The sequence below is a fragment of the Terriglobus sp. ADX1 genome (assembly GCF_036877645.1).
GTDB lineage: Bacteria > Acidobacteriota > Terriglobia > Terriglobales > Acidobacteriaceae > Terriglobus.
This window is the reverse complement of sequence record NZ_JAEDXV010000035.1, coordinates 21,200-41,057: the sequence shown is the minus strand read 5'-3', so window position 1 is coordinate 41,057 and position 19,858 is coordinate 21,200. Positions and strand designations below refer to the sequence as shown.

Genomic DNA, 19,858 nt, shown 5'->3' with positions numbered 1-19,858 from the left:
GCGCGTCCCTGGAAGCCATATCCGCGCACGAAGTCAGGATGCTTGTCATGAATGTTGCGAAAACGTGGGATATAGATCCCATTTGGCCGGTTGCCTAATTGCACGTGGTCTTCAAAGCCCGGCAGTCGCCCACTGGCGCCACTGTGGAAGATGTGGTCCATCAGGTTGTGTCCCAGCTCGCCGCTTGAATTTGCAAGTCCGTTTGGAAATTCAGAGGTAGCCGAGTTCATCAGAATACGAGCCGATTCAAGTGTGGATGCACACAGGAAGATCAGCTTGGCGTGGAACTCCATCGTCTGGCGGGTGTCTGCATCGATGATGCGAACGCCAGTGACGCGGCGTGTTACGGGATCGAAGATCAGGCTGTGCACCACGCTCATGGGCCGCAGCGTTAGCTTGCCTGTGGCTTGTGCTGCAGGCAATGTGGAATGGATGCTGCTGAAGTAGGACCGAGTAATACAGCCGTGATCGCACGGGCCGCATTGGTGGCATGCGTAGCGGCCCTTATGGTCTACCGTCAGGATCGCGGTTCGCCCAATCGTCACCTTGCGTTGTGGGAACTTCGCCTCGACTGCGTGTTTCATTGCAATCTCACCGCAGTTCATTTCGAAGGGAGGAAGAAACTTGCCGTCAGGCAGTTGCGGTAAGCCTTCGGCCTGTCCGCTGACGCCGATGAAATCTTCCACGTAGTCGTACCAAGGTTCAATATCCTTGTAGCGGATTGGCCAATCGACGCCGTGTCCGTCTCTGCTATTGGCTTCAAAGTCGATGTCACTCCAACGGTATGACTGTCGGCCCCACATGACAGAACGACCGCCTACATGGCGTCCACGCAGAAAGAGATAGGGTGCGTCCGGCGGTGTTGTATATGGATTGTCCACGTCGTTGACGAAGAACTTGGAGTTCCATTCATCACCGATGTGGCGCTGCATCGGTTGGTAGACCTCTTCGTATTTCCGATCGCGCAGTCCACGAAACTTTACTTCCCATACTGGCAGGTGATCGACATAGTCACGCTCGGGGATGATGCTCTGTCCTGCTTCAAGCACAAGCGTCTGCATGCCCTTTTCGGTAAGTTCTTTCGCAGCCCAGCCGCCACTCATGCCGGAACCGATCACGATTGCGTCAAAGGTATTCGTCTTCAAAGTGACAATGTTCACGAGCGGGCCTCCGAAAGTGGTGCGCATCCCGCGTGCTTTGGCGGGATGATTGAGGCTCCAAGTTCTTTTAAGAAGCCAATCTCAGATGTGTAATAACCCACGATCGTGAGGCGTTTCACGGTGTAGAAGAAGTTTGCGGGTGGTTGGGCAGATTTGGTCTTTTGCGCAAGTTTCGAAATCCGCGCGTACGCCATCGCTTCGTTGTCCCAGACCGTCATCAACTGCGTCTGCTGCGCGGCGGAGCATTCCACAAACGTTTTTCCGAACTGCTTCTGGCTGGCGGCATCCGCGTCGGCGATGCCCTGCAGAAATCGTTCGGTATCCGGCTTGTCGTACCACTCGGTGAGCAACAGATCGATGAACTCATTCACCTTTACCCCCTTCGCGCCTGGTGTGGCCGTTTCGGGGATAATCAACTCGCTGATGGTTGTGATGGTCGCATTTTGATGTGCATTCAATGTTCTCAAGCCCACAGTAGGGCCGACTTCCGCCCGCGCTTGCTGCAGAGACTGGAACATCTCCAATGGCAGTGAAGACACGACTGCTGCTGAGGTCAGCAGGCGCAGAACATCTCGTCGTTGCATGGATCGACTCCTTTTGATTTTGTGTGGCAGCTCAAAGCCGTACTGCTGCTACACATCGCAACGGTTGACCGCCTGCAGCAGGGCTGCATACGGGTCGCCAAGTGGTTTGAATTCGTGCGCAACGTAACCAGTGAAACCGGTGGCTGCAATGCCGCGCATCACACCATCCCACTGCACTTCCTGCATGTCATTGAGGTCATTTCGGCCGGGAACGCCGCCAGTATGAAAGTGACCGATCCACTTGATGTTCTTTTGGATCGTAGCGATCAGATCACCTTCCATGATTTGCATGTGATAGATGTCGTAGAGCAATTTACAGCTGGGGGAGTTGACCTGCTCCATGACCTGCGCTCCCCACTCTGTATGGTCCGCCATGTAGTCTTTGTGGTTGACCTTACTATTGAGGAGTTCGAGGCACAGAGTGATGTTGGCGTCTTCCATCATGTGTTTCACTCGGTTCAGACCGATGATCGTGTTCTTGGCGCCTTCTTCATCGGACATACCGTTTCTGTTGCCGGAAAATGTGATGAGATTTGGAACGCCCGATTTGACTGCAAGCGGGATAGTCTGTCGCAGCGCTGCTTCGATTGGTGCGTGATTCTCAACCCTGTTTAAGCCGTCCTTGATGGTGCCCGCGCCCGCATATCCCATGGCGCAGGTGAGCCCGTACTTCTTCGGGGTCTCAAAGTCTGCCGGCTGCAAAAGGTCAATACCCTTCAGGCCAATGTGAGCGCCATAGCGACAGAGTTCATCGATGGTAAGTCCGGGATAGGGGCCTTTACAAACGGACTGTCTGATTCTTCCTTTGCGAGTAAGGGGGACATCTTTGTCCTCTGCCTTCTGGCCTGACGACGGAGATGGGCTAGCGGCTAATGCTGCTGCAGCCAGGCCGCTCTGGAGCATCGCCCGACGAGATACCAGTGCCATAAAACAACCTCTTTGTTCGGTGTAGAAGACGCGTGCGTTTGTTGAAACTTGCCGGTTGCTGGTTGCAAGCATCATCCATAAGGATGAATTGAAAGACGGATTCGCCGTGTGGCGAACATCTTATCCGTCATTCAGTAAAACCGGCAAGAAGCGGTATGTCGAGATACCCGCGGGCAGTGGTGAGTTATCGAAGACTCGCGGCGATAACTCACCGCGATTCAAACGCGTCTTGGATTTGAGGGAGACCGTATAGAACGGGAACGGTGGACCAGTAATTAGCTTCCCAGATGGATGCGCCGCTTGCATTTGGGTCGTATCATGGCTCGTGATCGCGATGAGACCTATCAGGCTGGCAAAACTTGTCATTTCTCTGACAGCGTTGTTGATGAGCGTTTCTCTTCTGTACAGCCAGAACCCACTGGAGCAGCGGACGCAGAAATCACAGGAGGGCGCGCAATCTCCCGCTCAGGGTGGTTCGAACACTGCCGGAGCTTTCCCTCCTGTACTGGACGCTGACAAGCGACCCATCACTCTCGGTGGCACGGTTCGCACAGGCCCCATTCCGTATGCGGATGTGACCGTAGCTGCGGGGCTCTCCGTGTGGAAGCATGTTTCAGGGCAGGATGAAAAGCGATACATCCTGGAGGTGGTTGGCTCTGGCGTTGCGCTGTTCGACTACGACAACGATGGCTGGCTCGACATCTACTTGCCGAATGGTTCCACGAAAGCTGCGATGGAAGGGAAGGCAGAGTCTCCTCGCGCCGCACTGTTCCACAACAATCATGACGGTACCTTCGAAGACGTAACGGAAAAGGCTGGAGTCGGCAACGGACGGTGGGCCTTCGGCGCAGTTGCTGGAGATTTCGATAATGACGGCTGGCCGGATCTGTACGTAACAAACTTCGGCAAGAACCGGCTCTATCGCAATAATCACGACGGCACGTTCGTGGATGTTGCAGAGAAGGCAGGAGTGGCCTTGGGCGGCTGGTCAACAGGAGCGACCTGGGGCGACTATGACGGCGACGGCAAACTGGACCTGTTCGTGCCGGGCTACGTAAAAATCGATCTGAAGAATCTGCCGGATGCTGCACCGGGCGCAGCCAGTCTCGCCTACTGTTCGTTTCGTGGAGTGCCGGAATACTGCGGTCCGAGAGGCTTGCCGGGAGAATCTGACCATCTGTTTCACAACAAGGGCGATGGCACTTTCGAAGACGTCAGTGCCAGGGCAGGGGTAGCAGACAAACCGGGATACTACGGTCTGGCCTCCGCATTCGTCGATGTGAACAACGACGGCAAGCCTGACCTGCTGGTGGCGAACGACTCCACGCCAAACTATCTCTACCTGAATAAAGGCGATGGCACCTTTGAAGATGTGAGCTACGCCTCCGGTTACGCACTCAACAAGGATGGAAGAGAAACCGCATCCATGGGGATAGGGATTGGCGACTATCGCAACAATGGGCTGGTCGATATCTTCAACACGACCTTCTCCGATGACTACAAGCCCCTATACCGCAATGACGGAGACGCGAACTTCACGGACGTGAGCTACGAGATGCATATCGCGGAGGGGACGATTCCGTTCCTTGGCTGGGGCACGGCGTTTCTCGACTACGACAACGACGGCTGGAAGGACCTGGCCTTCGTCAACGGCCATGTGTACCGTGATGCGGATAAACATCCGTGGGGCACAAGCTGGGCGGAGCGCCTGCTCCTATTTCGGAATGCGCAGGGTAAGCTGGAGCCCGTTCCCGCAGTGGAAGGCACTGCGCTTGCCATGCCTCGAGCGTCTCGTGGACTGGCCGTAGGCGACCTGTTCAACACGGGCAAACTCGATCTGGTAATCAACAATATGGATGAGTCTCCGACACTGTTGCGCAATGTCTCGAAGACCCAGAACCACTGGGTTGGCTTCCACCTTGTTGGCGGGCCAAAGAGCCCACGCGATGCCACGGGCGCGGTTGTCTACCTACAGGCTGGTGGCATACGCCAACGCGTCGATGTGGTAGCCGGTGGGAGCTTTGCCTCAAGCTCGGATCCGCGTCCTCACTTCGGTTTGGGGTCTGTCAGCCGCATCGATTCCGTTGAGGTGCACTGGCCCAGTGGAGCTGTCGAGAAACTAAAGGTGCCCGGTCCGGACCGCATGTACACGGTTGTGGAAGGCCACGGGATTCAGTAGTAATGTTCGCGATTGAATAACTCACGGACTGACAGTTTTCATCTGTCTGGCATACCATGTTGTGCACTTCAGGATGTCTATGTCCCACCGTTTCGCGCGTGTCTTCACCGGCTTCGTTCTGCTCTCCATGGCGCTTGCCGTGGGCAGCTTCGTTGTGCGGAATGCTGTTCACGCGTCAACAGACGATGACGCGCACAGGGCGGCACGAACGGCCTACAACGAGAAGATTGCAGCGACCTACAACTATCGCTATGGCAAGGATCATCCGTTCACGCCGTCGAACATGACCACAGATAACGGCGAGTTCATCGATCCCAAGGACTTTCCCACGGCACAGTATTGCGGTCATTGTCATCAGGCTGCGCACCAGCAGTGGCGCGAGTCGGCCCACTCCAATTCCAATCGTGTGCCGTGGTACCTGAAGAATGTCGGACTGTTGAACGAGGAAAAGGGGATCGAGTTTTCACGGCACTGCGAGGGATGTCATGATCCCATTGCCATGGCCGCGGGGGCATTGACGCAAGCCGGACCGAAGAAGCGACCGTATGACGCCGACGGTATCACCTGCACCGTCTGCCACAGCATGCAGAAGAATGACCTGCGCGGAACGGGCAGTTACGTTTTGGCCGTGCCTGCGGTGCTTGTCGATGAAACTGGTGCACCCATCCATCGCAAGGTTTCCGATCTGGAGATTCTTTCGCATCTTGACCGTCATTCCGCTGCGGTGATGAAGCCGTTCTACAGAACCAGCGAGTTTTGTGCGAGTTGCCACAAAGCCGCGCTGCCGCATGAATTGAACGACTACAAATGGCAGCGCGCGATGACACCGTATGACGAGTGGCAGAACTCGAGCTTTGCGAAACAGTCGCCCTTGCCTTTCTATGTGAAGCCGGCGGTTTCTACGTGCGAGACGTGTCACATGCCCCGCGAGGCTCTCACGGGTAAGGGCGACCCCGGCGCGAAGAATGGTCAGCTTGCCAGCCATCGCTGGCTCGGCGCGAACTCGCTGATTCCGGCCTATTACAACTACGACGAACAGGCGAAACGCATTCGCGAATTCCTTGCGAATGGTGTCTTCAATGTCGATATCTTTTCCCTTGAGCGCGAAGGCGGGAAGGGGCAGCCTGATACGATCACCGCGCCCCTGGGCATGGTGTCCTACGCCGTAGCTCCGGGTGAAAAGCTGACGGTCACAGTTATGATTCAGAACAAAGGTGCTGCACATTCTCACGTGCCCGAACAACGGGACATGTACGAAAGCTGGACGGCGTTTACGGTGAAAGACAGCGCGGGCAGGCTCATCGGTCAAAGCGGTGGGCTGGAACTTTCCGGTGATCTCGATCCTGCGGCGCACAGTTTTACAAACCGGCTGATCAACAAAGAGGGAACGCTGAATGGCCAGCATGAAGTCTGGAACAATCGCGTGGTTGCCTATAACAACACGATTCAGAGCGGCCGATCGCAGGTTGTGCGTTACAGCTTCACCATTCCGAAGGACTGCACAGGATCGATCAGCATTACGGCCGCGGTCAGGTATCGCCGGTTTGATCAGCAATTCATCAATTTCGCACTGAAGCCGCACTATCAGCAGCCAGTGCTCGACATGGTGACGGCAACGCGAACCATCAACATCGGCAAGAATTTGCCGTCTGCACCTGATGCTGCCGAGAATCCTGTCTGGATGCGCTGGAACAACTACGGCATCGGCTTGCTGGACGCACAACAGTACGCAGCCAGTGTCAGCGCCTTCGAACAAGTGGTGAAACTCCGGCCAGACTATGCAGATGCCTATACCAACGTGGCTATCGCAGACATCCAGTGGGAGAGATACGCAGACGCCGTTCCGAGCTTGCATAAAGCCCTCGCGCTGTCTCCTGACAATGCTCGCGCGCTCTACTATCTTGCGCTGATCCAGCGGAACGAAGGGCAGGTGGATGAAGCCATCACCAACCTGCGGAAGGTGGCGCAACAGTTCCCGCGTTCCCGCGATGCTCATCGGGAGCTTGGCTTCAGCCTTTACCAGAAACAGCGTTATGCGGAGGCGCGCATCGAGTATGAGACGGTTCAGTCCATCGATCCCGACGATCTTGCGGCTCACTACAACCTGTCGATCATCTATCGCCGACTTGGGTTGAAGGAGGAGGCCAGCAAGCAGGCCGCCTACTTCGCGGATCAGAAGGATGATCCCACCGCGAGTACCTTTGCGTTGGAGTACTTGCGGAAGCACGGCGACATTGCGCAGGAATCCGTGCCGTGGCACACGCATGATCTTGATGCACACGGCAAAGCCGTAGCGGGTGAACTTACAACGAGCATGCTGCCGTCGCAGCAACAGCCGTGACGGTTGGGGATTCATGCCACGCCACACGCCTACTCCTCAGCTCGCCTTCCTACTGTTCGCCATCTTGTTCCTTTTGACGGCGCAACGGTCGTTCGCGCTCGATTCTCAAAGTGAAGCAGTAAAGGCGGGTGCTGTACTGTTTGGGAAATCGGGGTGCACGTTCTGCCACGGCCCTATAGGGGCGGGAACTGAACGAGCGCCATCACTGCACGATGTGTCCAAGCGACGGAATGATGAGCAGATTCGGCGGCAGATCCACGATGGAGGCCAGATGATGCCGCCCTTCGGTGAAGCGCTTACCGAGGACGAGATTGCGCAGCTCGCGGCATTTCTGCAAGCGAAAGACGCGTGGAATCTGGTGCCTCCGCCTAAATGACGCGAAGGAGACTCAATGCGTTGCGGTCGCTAAGGCAATGCTGATCCAACTACGCCCCAGATAGAGCTTCAGCCCATCTGCGGGATCGTTCAACAGCTGTAAGGGGCGAGGTCGCGGCATGCTTTGGTCCAGGTTGGTATCTGCCTGCAGGAGAGTGTGGCCTCCCACATCGGTGACGATGAACTTACCGTTTACCACGCCAGCGCCGTAAGCCCCCGGAGCGAGACGCTGACTGCCAATCTCCAATGCTCGTTCCGTAATCAGGTACATCTGATAAATTTCCTGCACGCTGCTGGCATAGCCGCTGGTATCGACCATTGCCACGAGAAGGTATCCGTCTGGTGCGAACCTCGCACCGGCGGAGTTGCGCAGTTGAATGGGAGCACTCTGGCCGCGGTAATAAACAGTCGCAGGCATTAAGTGCTCCACTTGCGCAGGCGTTAGCAATGTCGGTGCCTGGTCATCCGGCGCTGGGGACGTGGTGGAGCTCTGTGACTGGCTAGCAGCTGGGCCAGATACTGCATGGATTGCAGGCGCGACAGCCAGCATGAAAGAGACGGTAGCGACGGAAAGCGCATTTGTCAGATAACCCATTGCCATCCTTTATCGCATGGAGAAGGCTTGGTTTGCATGGATGGCTCGCACTCTCTGTTGCGCGAGTTCGGTGTGCGGCCTAATCTACTCCGTATGCCCGGCAGACCCGCGCTGACGCGCGCAACCCGCCAAGTTGCACACCACCTCCTATCGGCCTGTTTTGTTGCGATGCTGCTGAACATGTTGGCTGCAGCGCAGGACTTGAGGTATCTGCGGCACGGTAGCTGGTCTACGGAAAATGGACTTCCGCAAAACAGCGTTCATCAGATTCTGCAAACGAAGGACGGCTTCCTCTGGATTGCTACGGAGGACGGTATTGCGCGCTTTGACGGTGTGGTGTTCAAGACTTTCAAGCACGATAACGAGCCGGCATTTGCAAGCAATGACGCGTGCTGCCTTGCCGAAGGACCTTCCGGCGATCTCTGGGTGGGAACAAATGATGGCTTGTTGCGGTTGCGACGGGGTATTTTCCAGCGTTTCAGTGAGAAGGACGGTCTTCCGTCATCCGGAATCCTTGGATTGCAGGTAACAGATTCCGGCGATTTACTGGTACAAACGGCCTCCGGCATAGCCGTACAAAATGGAGAACGTTTCCTGCCACGCGTCAGCAAAACCTCTAACGATGCTGGCGCTGTTCATCCAGCGGTGAAAGGCCTTCGCGGAGAAGACTGGACGATGTTCGCGACGGGCGTAAAGCGGACGACGCCGACCGTCACTCGGGAGTGGACCATATCTAGATCTAACGGTCTGCCGGGCACACGCGTTGTGTCCCTTTTTGTAGACCGTCAGGGCAATGCATGGGTAGGCACCAATGATGGTCTCGCTGTTATCAAGCACGGAGCAGATTCCGTGGAAAGCATTGCATCGCTACATGGAGACTCCGTCCTGCAAACCTACCAGGATCGCGACGGCAACTATTGGATCGGGACAGAGTCGACAGGCCTGCACCTGCTGCACGCAGAAGTTTTTCGTGCGGCACCAGACCTTGCCGATCAGCCGCTGACATCGGTTATTCAGGGAAGCAATGGAGATATTTGGGTAGGCACCCGGAACGACGGTCTTCGACGCATCCGTGATGGTCGCGTTGACAATCCGGTGCGTGCGGACACTCTCACCAGCCGCTTCATTCTTGCGCTGGCACCCGGGCGCAACGGTGATGTGTGGGTGGGAACGCCGGATGGGTTGAACCATATTGATGCCACGGGCAAGGTGCAGCGGTTCACCTCTGCGGACATGCTGCCAGATGACTACATTCGCGCCTTAACAACGGGATCAGACGGAGCCATATGGGTTGGTACGCGCAAAGGCCTGCTGCGCCTGAAAGGAACCACCGCAAAGGTCTTTACCAGCGCTGACGCGCTAGGTGCAGATCTGATCGGAGCGTTGCTTTCCGCCAATAACGGGGACTTGTGGGTAGGCACTTCCGGCGGTCTTTCAAGGCTGACCTCCGATGGTCGATGGCTCACCTATGCGGCTAAAGATGGTTTGCAATCTCCGCTTGTGTCAGCACTTGCCGAGTCGCCCGCCGGAACAGTATGGGTGGGTACCACCGACGGAAACATAAGTCGCGTGAAGGATAACCACGTGTCGACTGTGCAAAGCTCGTCGTTGCACGCGGGGAAAATCTCAGCATTGCTTGCCGATCGGACTGGGTCTATGTGGATACGTGGCGAACAATCCCTGCTGCGTATTGCCATCGCTGACCTGAACAACTGCATTGACAGAGGAGAGCGCTGTGTTCTGCCGCTGAACCGGTACACCAAAGCGGACGGCCTCCCAGGTTCGGAAATTGTAGCGGGCGGATCGCCATTGCTTTGGCAGATGCGGGATGCGGAGGTCTGGTCGGCAACGCAGAAAGGCGCGGCAATTGCCACAGGTCAACCCATTGCGGTCGCACAATCGTTCCCCGTCGTCATCGACCGGATGCTGGTGGACGGTACCGAGCAAAGTCTGCAGCAGGGTTTGTTGACTCTTGGCCCCGGCGATACGCGTGTTGATATTGAATATGCGGGCCTCAGCCTCGCTTCGCCGCTTCGGGTTGAGTATCGCTACCGGCTCGATGGATTTGATCGAAACTGGACAGATGCAGGGACCCGACGCACGGCAACCTACACCAATCTGCCACCACGGACATATACCTTTTACGTGGAAGCCAGAGCCAATGATGGCACTTGGCTTCGATCTCCAGCGATCCTGACGTTCCGAGTCACACCACCTGTCTACAGGCGTTGGTGGTTCCTGCTTTCGACCTTTCTGTTGGCCATGGCAGCAGCCGTTTCACTGTATCGGTTGAGGCTTCGCGGGCTGCGGCGGCAGTTCGAGGCGGTGCTGGGGGAACGCAATCGGATTGCCCGTGAAATACACGACACGCTGGCGCAGGACTTTGTCGGTATCGCACTGCAGCTTGATCTCATTTCGCAGTTCCTTGCAGGCGGTAAGCCTGAGTCCGCCCAGCGGCAGGTCCAATCCACGCGGAAACTCGTGATGGAGGGGCTTGCCGAAGCACGGCGAAGCATCTGGGATTTACGTGCCATCAGTAGCAAAGACAGTCTTCCGACGCGTCTGGCTGCGCTGGTCGATCGATATACGGCGCCGTCCCTCACCATCAAGCTTCAGGTGGGTGGCGCCTACCGTCAACTTCTGCTGCGTGTTGAAGACGAAGTATTGCGGATTGCGCAAGAGGCGCTGTCGAACATCCAACGACACTCTGGTGCCAAAACCGCAGACGTTCAATTGCATTTCGGAACGAATATCCTGATGATGACTGTCAGAGATCACGGGTGTGGTTTCCGCGTTGACGAGCAGGCGCTCCTGCAAGGGCACTTCGGCGTGAGCGGCATGCGCGAACGTGCAGCAGCCATAGGAGCAACACTTCTCATCGAAAGCGAGAATGGCCAGGGAACAACGGTAACGCTGCGCGTCAGCATCACGGTTGAAGAGGGGAGACGGTCATGAACACAAAGATTCGGCTCATGGTTGTCGAAGATCATCATGTCGTGCGCGAAGGCCTGGTCGCACTTTTGTCTTCCATCGACGAGATGGAAGTTGTTGCTTCCGTCTGCGACGGTGATCAGGCCGTAACCAGCTTCTCTTCGCTGCATCCTGATGTAACCCTGATGGATCTGCAACTGCCGGGGATGGGTGGTGCGGAGGCGACAAGGAAGATTCGTGAACAGGCACCAGATGCCCGTGTGATCGTCCTGACCACTTACGATGGCGATGAAGATATCTTCCGAGCGTTGCAGGCTGGTGCGTGTGGCTATCTGCTGAAAGGTATGCCGTTCGATGATCTGCTGCAAGCCATTTACGCCGTGCACCGTGGTGAGTTGAGCATCCCTTCACAGATTGCCGACAAACTTGCGGAACGCAGCAAAGGCGAACAGCTCACACCGCGGGAGATTCATGTGCTGGAACGTATCGTCGCTGGCAGGGCGAACAAGGACATTGCGTCCGACTTGTCCATTTCAGAGGCCACTGTGAAGACGCATGTGAACAACCTGCTTGCGAAGCTTGGCGTCGTCGATAGAACACAGGCGGCAACGGCTGCATTACAACGCGGTTTTGTCCGTTTAAGGTAAAACGAATGTTTGCATGCCGTATCTGGATATGTTCTTTGTTACTCGTGCTTGCGATGCCGTTCAATCGTGCTGAAACCAAGGCGATCTGGCGCGCTGCAAGTCCTTCCGAACTCGAGGCATTTCTGCCTGCACGCGCTCCTGTAGACAAGGAGCACATTGAGACGGAACTGCGAACCGCAACGGGTATAAGGGACGACCAGGGCCGTACTGTGGCCGCTGTCGTCTTGATCACCGCTGGCTATGCGGCAGAGGGACGTTATTCGCATTACCTGCTTACCCAAATCACACTTCGCGTTGGCGACACGCTCGTATTGAAACCAGGCGCTTATGTGCTGGGCTGGACACGAGTGGCGGAGGGATTAAACGTGCATGTGTACGACGCCCGTAGCGGAACAGAGCTGGGGGCCGTAATCGCTCATCCATATAAAACCAAGGTTCGCGTTGAACCTATTCATATCTGGCCGCCTGCCGAGAACAGCCTCATCCAGATTGGCCGCTACTTTCTGACTTACCATCTCCTCTCAGAGGATTGAGTGCGCCCCTTAGTGGTGGGCACGCAGGTTGTGCTTCGACAGCCTTCTGCAACATGCGTAACATCATCTGCGAGTAAGGTTTCCTATCATCAACGTCATGCGGTCCAAGCCGATTGCTCGAAGCATCTCCGTCCTGTCCTACGGCAGCGCGTTGCTGTTTTTTTTGCCCATTGGACTCTGCGTAAGTCTGTCGGTTGCAAGGGCGTGGTCTCAGAATCAGCAGTTGCAGGACGTAGCCATGCTTTCCGGACGTGTTGTTGACTCGACAGGAAAGCCAGCGCCCGGCGCACGTATATATGCAGAGCCGCACGACGGGAAGACAGTAGTGCAGACGGAGACAGACATCTCCGGGCAGTTCCTGATCCGCTCCCTGGAAGCTGGCAGCTACACAATTCACGCGGCCGGCCACGGTCTTCAGAGTAGTCGGTCAACGCTCGCCGTAACGAAGGATTCCCGGCAGAACATCACGATCGTGCTGCACTCTGCAGGTACGTCGGATACAGGCACTGCTGGTTCGGCTGAGTCCGGCGACAGCATCAATTTTTTTGATAAGCCAAGCTTCGCTGTGGCGGGAGTTACCGATTGGACTGCGGTTGGTGGCCACGGTTCCGATGCCACGTTGCGCACCAGTGAAGAACTGAATCGTGAGGCATTGGCGTTGCGGGCGCAGAACTCCGCGGCTACGGCGACTGTGGAAGCGGCCAAAGCCGACGAGCGAAATAAGAAACAAATCGCGCTGCGTGCCGCGGTTTCCGCGTCTCCTTCAAGCTATGCGGCGAACCGCGATCTCGGCCTGTTTTACGTGAACGAGATGCAGTTCCAACAGGCCATTCCGTTCCTGGAAAAGGCTGCGAGCCTGAACGGTGACCAGCCCATTGACGAATACAACCTCGCCCAGGCGTGCAATGGAGTGGGCGATTTTGCCTCCGCACAGCTTCACGTGAAACGGGCTCTGGCGCAAGGCGATGCTGCTGAGTTTCATGAGCTATCTGGAGAAATCGAGGAGAAGTTGGGGAACCCATTGGTTGCGGTCCAACAGTATCAGCGGGCTACGCAGCTCGATCCGAAAGAGGCGAATTACTTTGCGTGGGGAACTGAGCTCCTGCTACATCGAGCCATCTGGCAGGCGGCAGATGTATTTGCAAACGGCGCGAAACAGTATCCCGCTTCTTTGCGGATGAAGACTGCCTGGGGCGCAGCACTTTTTGCAGGTGGTCAGTATGACGAGGCAGCGGAGAAGATCTGCGAAGCCTCTGACATGGAACCGACCGCTCGCGAACCTTACCTGTTCGCAGGCCAGATCGTCGTGACGTCATCGTCAATCAACAAATGCGTGGGGCCAATGCTCGAACGCTTTGTTCGCCAGCATTCAGACGATGCGAAAGCGAACTACTTCTACGCCATGTTTCTACTGAAGCAAGGCGGAACAGGTGCGCAGGACCGCGTCCGTCCACTATTGCTGCGAACCGTCGCGTTCGATCCAAAATACAGTGACGCCTACCTGCAACTCGGCATCATGCAGGCCGGACAGAAGGACTACAGCGCAGCGATTGCTTATTACCGGAAGGCGTTGGAAGCGGATCCACAGAACAGCGAAGCGCACTATCGTCTTGGCGTCGCATATGACCGCACAGGCAAACCCGACCAGGCAAAGGCGGAATACCAGATGCATCAGCAGATCGACGCTGCAAATGCGGCACTCGTCGAAACGCAACGACGCGCGGTGAAGCAGTTCTCGGTTGTTCCGAATGCCTCGTCAGCGCCTGCCAAGGCTCAGTAGATGCACAAATAACTTATGTAGTTCGTGGCTTCGTGCGTTGCACAATTCCATGTCCTTCTCGTATGGTAAGGATTTGATTCGCACTTACCCGAGGAAAGCGCTCTACTAACTGCGTTGTGGGCCACTTAACTTCCACCATGTCTGCTACGGTGGCAGTGCCCAGACCGAAGTGGAGACGCAGATCGCTCTGTGACATAACGCTGGTGCCGCTGTGTACTTCGTCCATCTGGGTATGTTTCCCGGTTGTTACTTTCACCCGGGCGCCAATCGCCGTGCGGTTGCACTTTGTGCCAATTAGTTTGATCTTGATCCAGTTTCCGCGATGACGGCTGACGTTGTGCAGAAGGGATGGAAGATCGTTCATGTTGAGTATGAGCGCGTCCATGCCTCCATCATTGTCGTAATCCCCGAAGGCTGCACCCCGACTTGAAAATTTCTCCGCGATCCCGGGGCCCATGCTGGATGAAACATCCTGGAAGCTCCCATTGCCAAGATTGCGGTACACGATGCGAGGGTTTTTGTAACTCTGCGAGAAATGGTACTTATCAATTTCCGGATAGACATGACCGTTGATCTGCATAACATCGAGCCAGCCGTCGTTATCGTAATCAAGGAAGCCGCAGCCCCAGGCGACATACTGGTTGTTACCACCAACGCCAGCGGTGAAGCTTACATCTGTGTAAGTTCCATCACCGTTGCAGTGATACAGATTTGAACTATCATCCGCGAAATTCGTTTTAAAGATATCGAACCATCCATCGCAGTCGTAGTCCGCCACGGCAACTCCCATGCCTGCCTGCTCGTGTCCGCCGTCACTGTAGGCACAGCCCGCCTCGACGGCAACATCAGTGAATGTGCCATCATGGTTGTTCTTAAACAGGATGCTGGGTTGCGAATCAACAGCCACATAGATATCGGGCCAGCCGTCGTTGTCGAAGTCGTAGGAGACAGCGGTAATGGAGTAACGTGGCCCCGGCTTCAGGATGCCTGACTGATCGGAGACATCGGTAAAAGTCCCGTCGCCATTGTTGTGGAACAGGAGGTTTGTGTCAGGCGGTAGACCACGTGGGCCGCACATGACAGGCACTCCCTTCCACTGGCAGAAGTGACTATCGTCGGACGTGTTCATATGCTGCGGATCAAGCTTCAGATAGTTACAGATGAATAAGTCAAGAAAGCCGTCCCGATCGTAATCCAGGAAGGTGCAGCCCGCTCCCCAGCGCACCTCATCGCGGTAAAGTCCTGCTTTTCGCGTCACATCGGTGAAGGTGCCGTTTCCATTGTTGTGGAAGAGGATGTTCTGGCCCCAGAGGCAGCAGAATAGATCGTCCCAGCCATCATTGTTGTAATCGCCGACACAGACGCCGGTCTGCCATCCGGTAATACCCAGCCCGGATCCCTCTGTCACATCGGTAAAGGTGCCGTCGCGGTTGTTTTTATACAGGTGCGATGTGGGCGCCTCACCCTTCGGCCACTGCGTGTCGAGGCGGTCGCCGTTCGTCAGGTAAATGTCGAGCCAGCCGTCATGATCGTAATCAAAAAAGGCCAGCCCGCTGCCCTTCGCCTCAATGATCGAGCGCTTGTGATCGACGCCGCCCCAGACACTCGGAGATGTGAGGCCAGCTTTCGCGGCGACGTCTACGAACTGCACCGGAGATGTACCCGCAGTTGACGATGGCGTCATAGTCGTTCCGCTCGACTTCGCTATCTGCAAAAGCGACGGGTCGGTCCACTTCCACAGAGGTGTTGCCAGTGCTTCCGTCAGTGCGCTGCCGAGCATAAACGCGGATGTGGCCAGGAATCTCCGCCTTGGTAAAAGCATGACGGCAATTATAGGTGGCTATGGCGGAGCTTCACTACGGTGCCGCGTCGAGTGCTGCGATGCCCTGCCTGGCTGCGGTGTTTTCCGGTTTGAGAGTCAGCAACGACTGCAATGCCTCTCGCGCCTTTGCCCTTTGACCTGTCAATACGTAGAGACGGGCAAGATTTATATACGACTCGTCAAAGGTGGGAACAAGTCGGACACAGGTCTTGAACTGCAGTTCCGCCTCGGCATAATTTTTGTCGTGAACAGCTAGCACGCCAAGATTATTCAAGGCCTCAGGATAGTCGGGTCGCAGTGCGAGAGCCTTACGGAGATAGTCCGCGGCAAGTTTCGATTGATTTTGTTGTGCGTACAGCATGCCCAGGCTGTAGTTAATTTCTGGATCATCCGGCTGAAGCGTCAGTGCCTGTGTCAGGTAGTTTTCCGCTTCATTGAAGGAGCGCATGCGACGGTATACGTTCCCAAGGTTCAGAAGGGCGGTCGCGTAGCCCGGCCGCAGCGCGAGCGATTGGCGGAAACTCTGTATCGCCTCATCCATCTGTCCCTGCTGGCCTGCAAGCATACCCAGGTTGTTCAAGGCCTCTGGATAATCTGGCTTCAAACTGAGTGTCTTTTGCAGATACTGCTTTGCTTCCGCAAAGCGGTTCCTGCGCAGACTCAACGTGCCGAGATTGTAGTAACCTTCCGCGTCATTTGGCCGCGCAGCAACCACTTGCTGGAAGGACTCTGCAGCCTGTTCCAGATACCCATGCTGGAACATGGCCACGCCATAGGTAAAGTCATTGCGAACAAATTGAGCTTCGTGCAAAGTGCCAGGGAAGGGAAGAGCTTTCGCGAATCGTTGCTGCTGCGTTTCCGGAATGGATCGCGCGTCGGTAAGCACCTGCTGCACACTGACTGTGCCCTGGTAAACCTTCACGATCATGCCTTGCCGATCGAGTAGAAATGATCCAGGCAAAGGCAAGTTACGGCGGCGATCATACAGGTAGCGAAAGATGATGTTGTAGATGCCCGCGATATCTTCGGTCGCAAAGAGGACAGGGAAGTTGAATTTCTGCTTTGCGGTATGCTCGCGCGCCTTTTGTATGCTTTCTGCTCGGTCGACATTGACCGTCAGAAGCTCCACTCCTGCCGCTTGCATTCCGCGCTGGTCCCGTTGCAACCGCAGTAGCTGGTCACTGCACGCTGGTGAGTCAATCGACCAGAAGTGGAGAAGTGTCACTCTCCCCTCCGTGGAGGACAACGTCCGCATCGCTCCGGCGAGATCGGGCAGGCTGAATCCAGGCGCTTTCAAAGGATCCAACAGCCAGGTATGCACAGGCTCCGCCGGAGACAAGTGGGAATCGCGTGAGGACTCCGCTGACTCGTGTACAGCTGGACTGTTGCCGAATGGTTTTGCTGTGAAGGTAGTTGTCCCCTCGATGAGTTCCACCTGATGATTTGCTGGCAGGTCTTTGAACTGCTGTACCAGACCGCTGGGCCAATGTACTGTCGCATCGATCGACGTCTGCGCATAGCCAATCCCAAAGAACAGATTCTTCGAATGCTGTGCGAGAAAACCCGAACCAGCCTGCACATAACGCGTCTGCTTTAGATCGCCGGCGATAAGCGTGATCGCCGTCCCGATCGCATCACGATTGCTCTTGGTTCCGTGCAGGCGAAATGCGATGGAACCACCGATGTCTTTCAGCGTGTTGCGAAGAATGCGAATTTGCGGAGCGTTGCGATTCTTCAGAATGATTTCGAGCCGGCCGTCATGATCAAGGTCCGCGAGAGCAAAGGACCGGCTATCTTCCAGAAAGTCCAGTCCCGCTGGTCCGGAAACTTCAGAGAAAGTGCCATCACGATTATTCAGAAGCAAGACATTGCGTTCGTTACCACTCCATGAGTTATCAGTACGGATCAACTCATTCAATGCGTTCCAGCCGTGCTCGTACGCAAGCGAAGGAGTCGCTTCGTCGGACGATTTTCCCACCACCTGACGCCAGAAGAAGCTGCCGAGGTCGATATCGTCGGCACCCTGACCTTTGACGTTCTGCTTTCCTTCCTCGGCTGCCATCCCGCTCTGCACCGGAGAGGTGATGTAGCCGTTTGTGACATAGATGTCCTGAAATCCATCGTGATCGAAATCAAGAAAGTCGGAGCACCATGCCCAGCGGCCCACTTCAACATCTGCTGATTCGCTCACGTTTTGGAATGTGCCGTCACCCTGATTCCGGTACAGGGCATTTCCACGCGCGTGCCTGCGGTACAGTTCACGGATCGCCTCAGGACTCTTTTCGTGAAACAGCTTCTGCTGCGAGACGCGCTGGCCCGCTGCAGACCACATGTTGGCGACATACAGATCAGCGTGCCCATCGTTGTTGAAGTCTGCCCACGCTGCGCTCATTCCTGCTCCGACGTCTTCGACATGAGCATTCGTGGAAACTGCCTTGAACGTTCCGTCGCCTTGATTGCGATAGAGATTGCTGCGCCCGAAGTCGTTGACCACGTAAAGGTCTGGTGAGCCAGTTGTGCCGGATTGTCCCCACGCGCAAGCGAAGCTGTATCGGTCATTTTCTACATGGAGGCCGGATGCTTCCGTCCGATCAACAAAGGCCGCATCGCCTTCATTGTGGAACAGGAAGTTCGGGGGGCCGTTACGCGCGTCGAAGTAGGGCATTGGATAGTGGTACTGATCCAGTCCCAGGTAATAACTGTAGACACAAAAGTAGATGTCGAGGCGGCCATCGCCATCGTAGTCAGCAACAGCGGCATGGGTGAAGGTGCCCTCCGCGGGACGCGCAAACCGGAAGGCATCATGCTTGCGAGCGAACGTACCGTCACCGCGATTGAGAAAGAGCAATGGCCCAGTGCCACATACAACCAACAGGTCCTGCCGGCCTATGTTGCGGAAGTCAGCAAAGATAGCGCAGGCGGTATTATCCAGCACGCCGACGCCGGCCTTCTCGGTTACATCTTCGAAAGTGCCGTCGCCACGATTGCGGTACAAGCGGTTCGGCAATCCTGCTGGCTGACACACATAGAGGTCATCGAAGCCGTCACCGTCATAGTCACCGGCGGCCACGCCATTGTTGCCGTAGACATCAATGCCGCTGGCTCCATCCAACTGCGTGCGCCAGTCGTCTGCACCTCGAAGCAACTGTTCTCTGTACGATTGGGCCTCGCCGAGCGACCGCTGGGTGATATCAACAAACGCGGGGCCTTGTAGAGCCGTTCGTTTTTCCGCCGTCGGCTGCCAGCGGCGTAGCTTCCAACCCTTTGCATCAGCTTCTGAGGAAGAGCGGCTCCAATCCATCTGCCACAATCCAACCCGCTGTTCCCGCTCATCTTTCAATGACGTTGCGACGATGCTGTATCGAACGTTCGTTCGCACGCTGAGAGGTTCGCCCGGGAGTACATCAATCGCTGTGATCTCCAACTCGGCAACTCGAATGTGCAGGCCTGACGGTAGCCAATGTTCCAACTCCTGAACCAGTCGTTCACCCGGTTGCGTGAGCGCAGAATTGAATTCTCGCGCGGAACTGTGGATGCTGGCTTTCTGGCGCAGTACCACCTCGCGCACCGGAACAAACGATGACGCTTCCAGCGAATCATGGAAAGAACTGCGGAGCCTGGCGAAGTCTCGTTGTTTCAGGCAAACGGTCCAGCTGTCGAGAATCAGTCCGATCTCGTGCGCATAGCCCTCAGTGACAAACTCGTCGGAACCCGGGCGCACCCTGCGCAGCACGTCTTCAAGCGGCGATCTAGCCGGATAGCTCGGCTCGTAGCGCAGGTCAGTGAGTGACAACGGCAGGTTTGTAGGCGTCGGGTTTACAGCGAAGTTCCACTCACCGATAAGGGGGGATGAGCGAAGAAGAAGCGGCGCCAACCCCAATCCCTGCAGGAGACGGCGTCGGCTCAAATACTGGAAACCGGTAGGTGGAAGTGCCATGATCCGTGTGCATCAGCTTGCGCTCATGCGCCTGCTGCCTTCCAGCA

General features: G+C 56.1%; 13 protein-coding genes. 7 read left to right on the top strand and 6 right to left on the bottom strand.

Going from position 1 to position 19,858, the window contains the following annotated elements; genetic code table 11:
* The 3 genes from JAO32_RS17655 to JAO32_RS17645 all read right to left on the bottom strand — a co-directional run.
* Positions 1-1,160 (bottom strand): GMC family oxidoreductase (locus JAO32_RS17655; RefSeq protein WP_334242834.1); only part of this gene is annotated, 1,160 nt, incomplete at its 3' end.
* The gene (locus JAO32_RS17650; protein WP_334242832.1) at positions 1,157-1,744 is read right to left on the bottom strand and encodes a gluconate 2-dehydrogenase subunit 3 family protein; all 588 of its coding nucleotides are present in this window, start codon (positions 1,742-1,744) and stop codon (positions 1,157-1,159) included. The genes JAO32_RS17655 and JAO32_RS17650, both read right to left, overlap by 4 nt.
* A gap of 48 nt (positions 1,745-1,792) precedes the next feature.
* A complete protein-coding gene (locus tag JAO32_RS17645) occupies positions 1,793-2,746 on the bottom strand; it encodes a hydroxypyruvate isomerase family protein (RefSeq protein ID WP_334242831.1) in 954 nt (317 codons plus the stop codon).
* 310 nt (positions 2,747-3,056) lie between these two features.
* Here JAO32_RS17645 and JAO32_RS17640 point away from each other — a divergent pair, with 310 nt between their 5' ends.
* From JAO32_RS17640 to JAO32_RS20100, 3 genes are all read left to right on the top strand, one after another.
* Complete coding sequence (locus tag JAO32_RS17640) at positions 3,057-4,850, top strand: CRTAC1 family protein (RefSeq protein WP_334242829.1); 1,794 nt, start codon at positions 3,057-3,059, stop codon at positions 4,848-4,850.
* Positions 4,851-4,929: 79 nt separating this feature from the next.
* Complete coding sequence (locus JAO32_RS17635; protein ID WP_334242828.1) at positions 4,930-7,191, top strand: tetratricopeptide repeat protein; 2,262 nt, start codon at positions 4,930-4,932, stop codon at positions 7,189-7,191.
* 13 nt (positions 7,192-7,204) lie between these two features.
* A complete protein-coding gene (locus tag JAO32_RS20100) occupies positions 7,205-7,567 on the top strand; it encodes a c-type cytochrome (RefSeq protein ID WP_443082615.1) in 363 nt (120 codons plus the stop codon).
* A gap of 12 nt (positions 7,568-7,579) precedes the next feature.
* Here JAO32_RS20100 and JAO32_RS17625 read toward each other — a convergent pair whose 3' ends face one another.
* Entirely contained in the window at positions 7,580-8,161 is a 582-nt protein-coding gene (locus JAO32_RS17625) for a hypothetical protein (RefSeq protein ID WP_334242824.1), read from the bottom strand.
* Between the two features lie 36 nt (positions 8,162-8,197).
* Between JAO32_RS17625 and JAO32_RS17620 the strand changes: the two genes are divergently transcribed.
* The 4 genes from JAO32_RS17620 to JAO32_RS17605 all read left to right on the top strand — a co-directional run bounded on the left by JAO32_RS17620 (position 8,198) and on the right by JAO32_RS17605 (position 14,052).
* On the top strand, positions 8,198-11,116 hold the full coding sequence (locus JAO32_RS17620) for a sensor histidine kinase (protein ID WP_334242822.1): 2,919 nt from the start codon (positions 8,198-8,200) through the stop codon (positions 11,114-11,116).
* Positions 11,113-11,739, top strand: coding sequence for a response regulator transcription factor (locus JAO32_RS17615; protein WP_334242819.1), 627 nt, complete (start codon positions 11,113-11,115; stop codon positions 11,737-11,739). Before JAO32_RS17620 ends, JAO32_RS17615 begins: the two co-directional genes overlap by 4 nt.
* A 44-nt stretch (positions 11,740-11,783) precedes the next feature.
* Positions 11,784-12,272 carry a hypothetical protein gene (locus JAO32_RS17610; RefSeq protein ID WP_334242836.1) on the top strand — a complete coding sequence of 163 codons (489 nt, stop codon included), beginning with the start codon at positions 11,784-11,786 and terminating at the stop codon, positions 12,270-12,272.
* A gap of 238 nt (positions 12,273-12,510) precedes the next feature.
* Complete coding sequence (locus JAO32_RS17605) at positions 12,511-14,052, top strand: tetratricopeptide repeat protein (protein WP_334242818.1); 1,542 nt, start codon at positions 12,511-12,513, stop codon at positions 14,050-14,052.
* A gap of 13 nt (positions 14,053-14,065) precedes the next feature.
* Here JAO32_RS17605 and JAO32_RS17600 read toward each other — a convergent pair whose 3' ends face one another.
* Both JAO32_RS17600 and JAO32_RS17595 read right to left on the bottom strand, forming a co-directional pair.
* Positions 14,066-15,832 (bottom strand): CRTAC1 family protein, encoded by a 1,767-nt coding sequence (locus JAO32_RS17600; protein ID WP_334242816.1) that lies wholly within the window; start codon positions 15,830-15,832, stop codon positions 14,066-14,068.
* A gap of 76 nt (positions 15,833-15,908) precedes the next feature.
* Entirely contained in the window at positions 15,909-19,811 is a 3,903-nt protein-coding gene (locus JAO32_RS17595) for an FG-GAP-like repeat-containing protein (RefSeq protein WP_334242813.1), read from the bottom strand.
* Positions 19,812-19,858 lie beyond the last annotated feature (47 nt).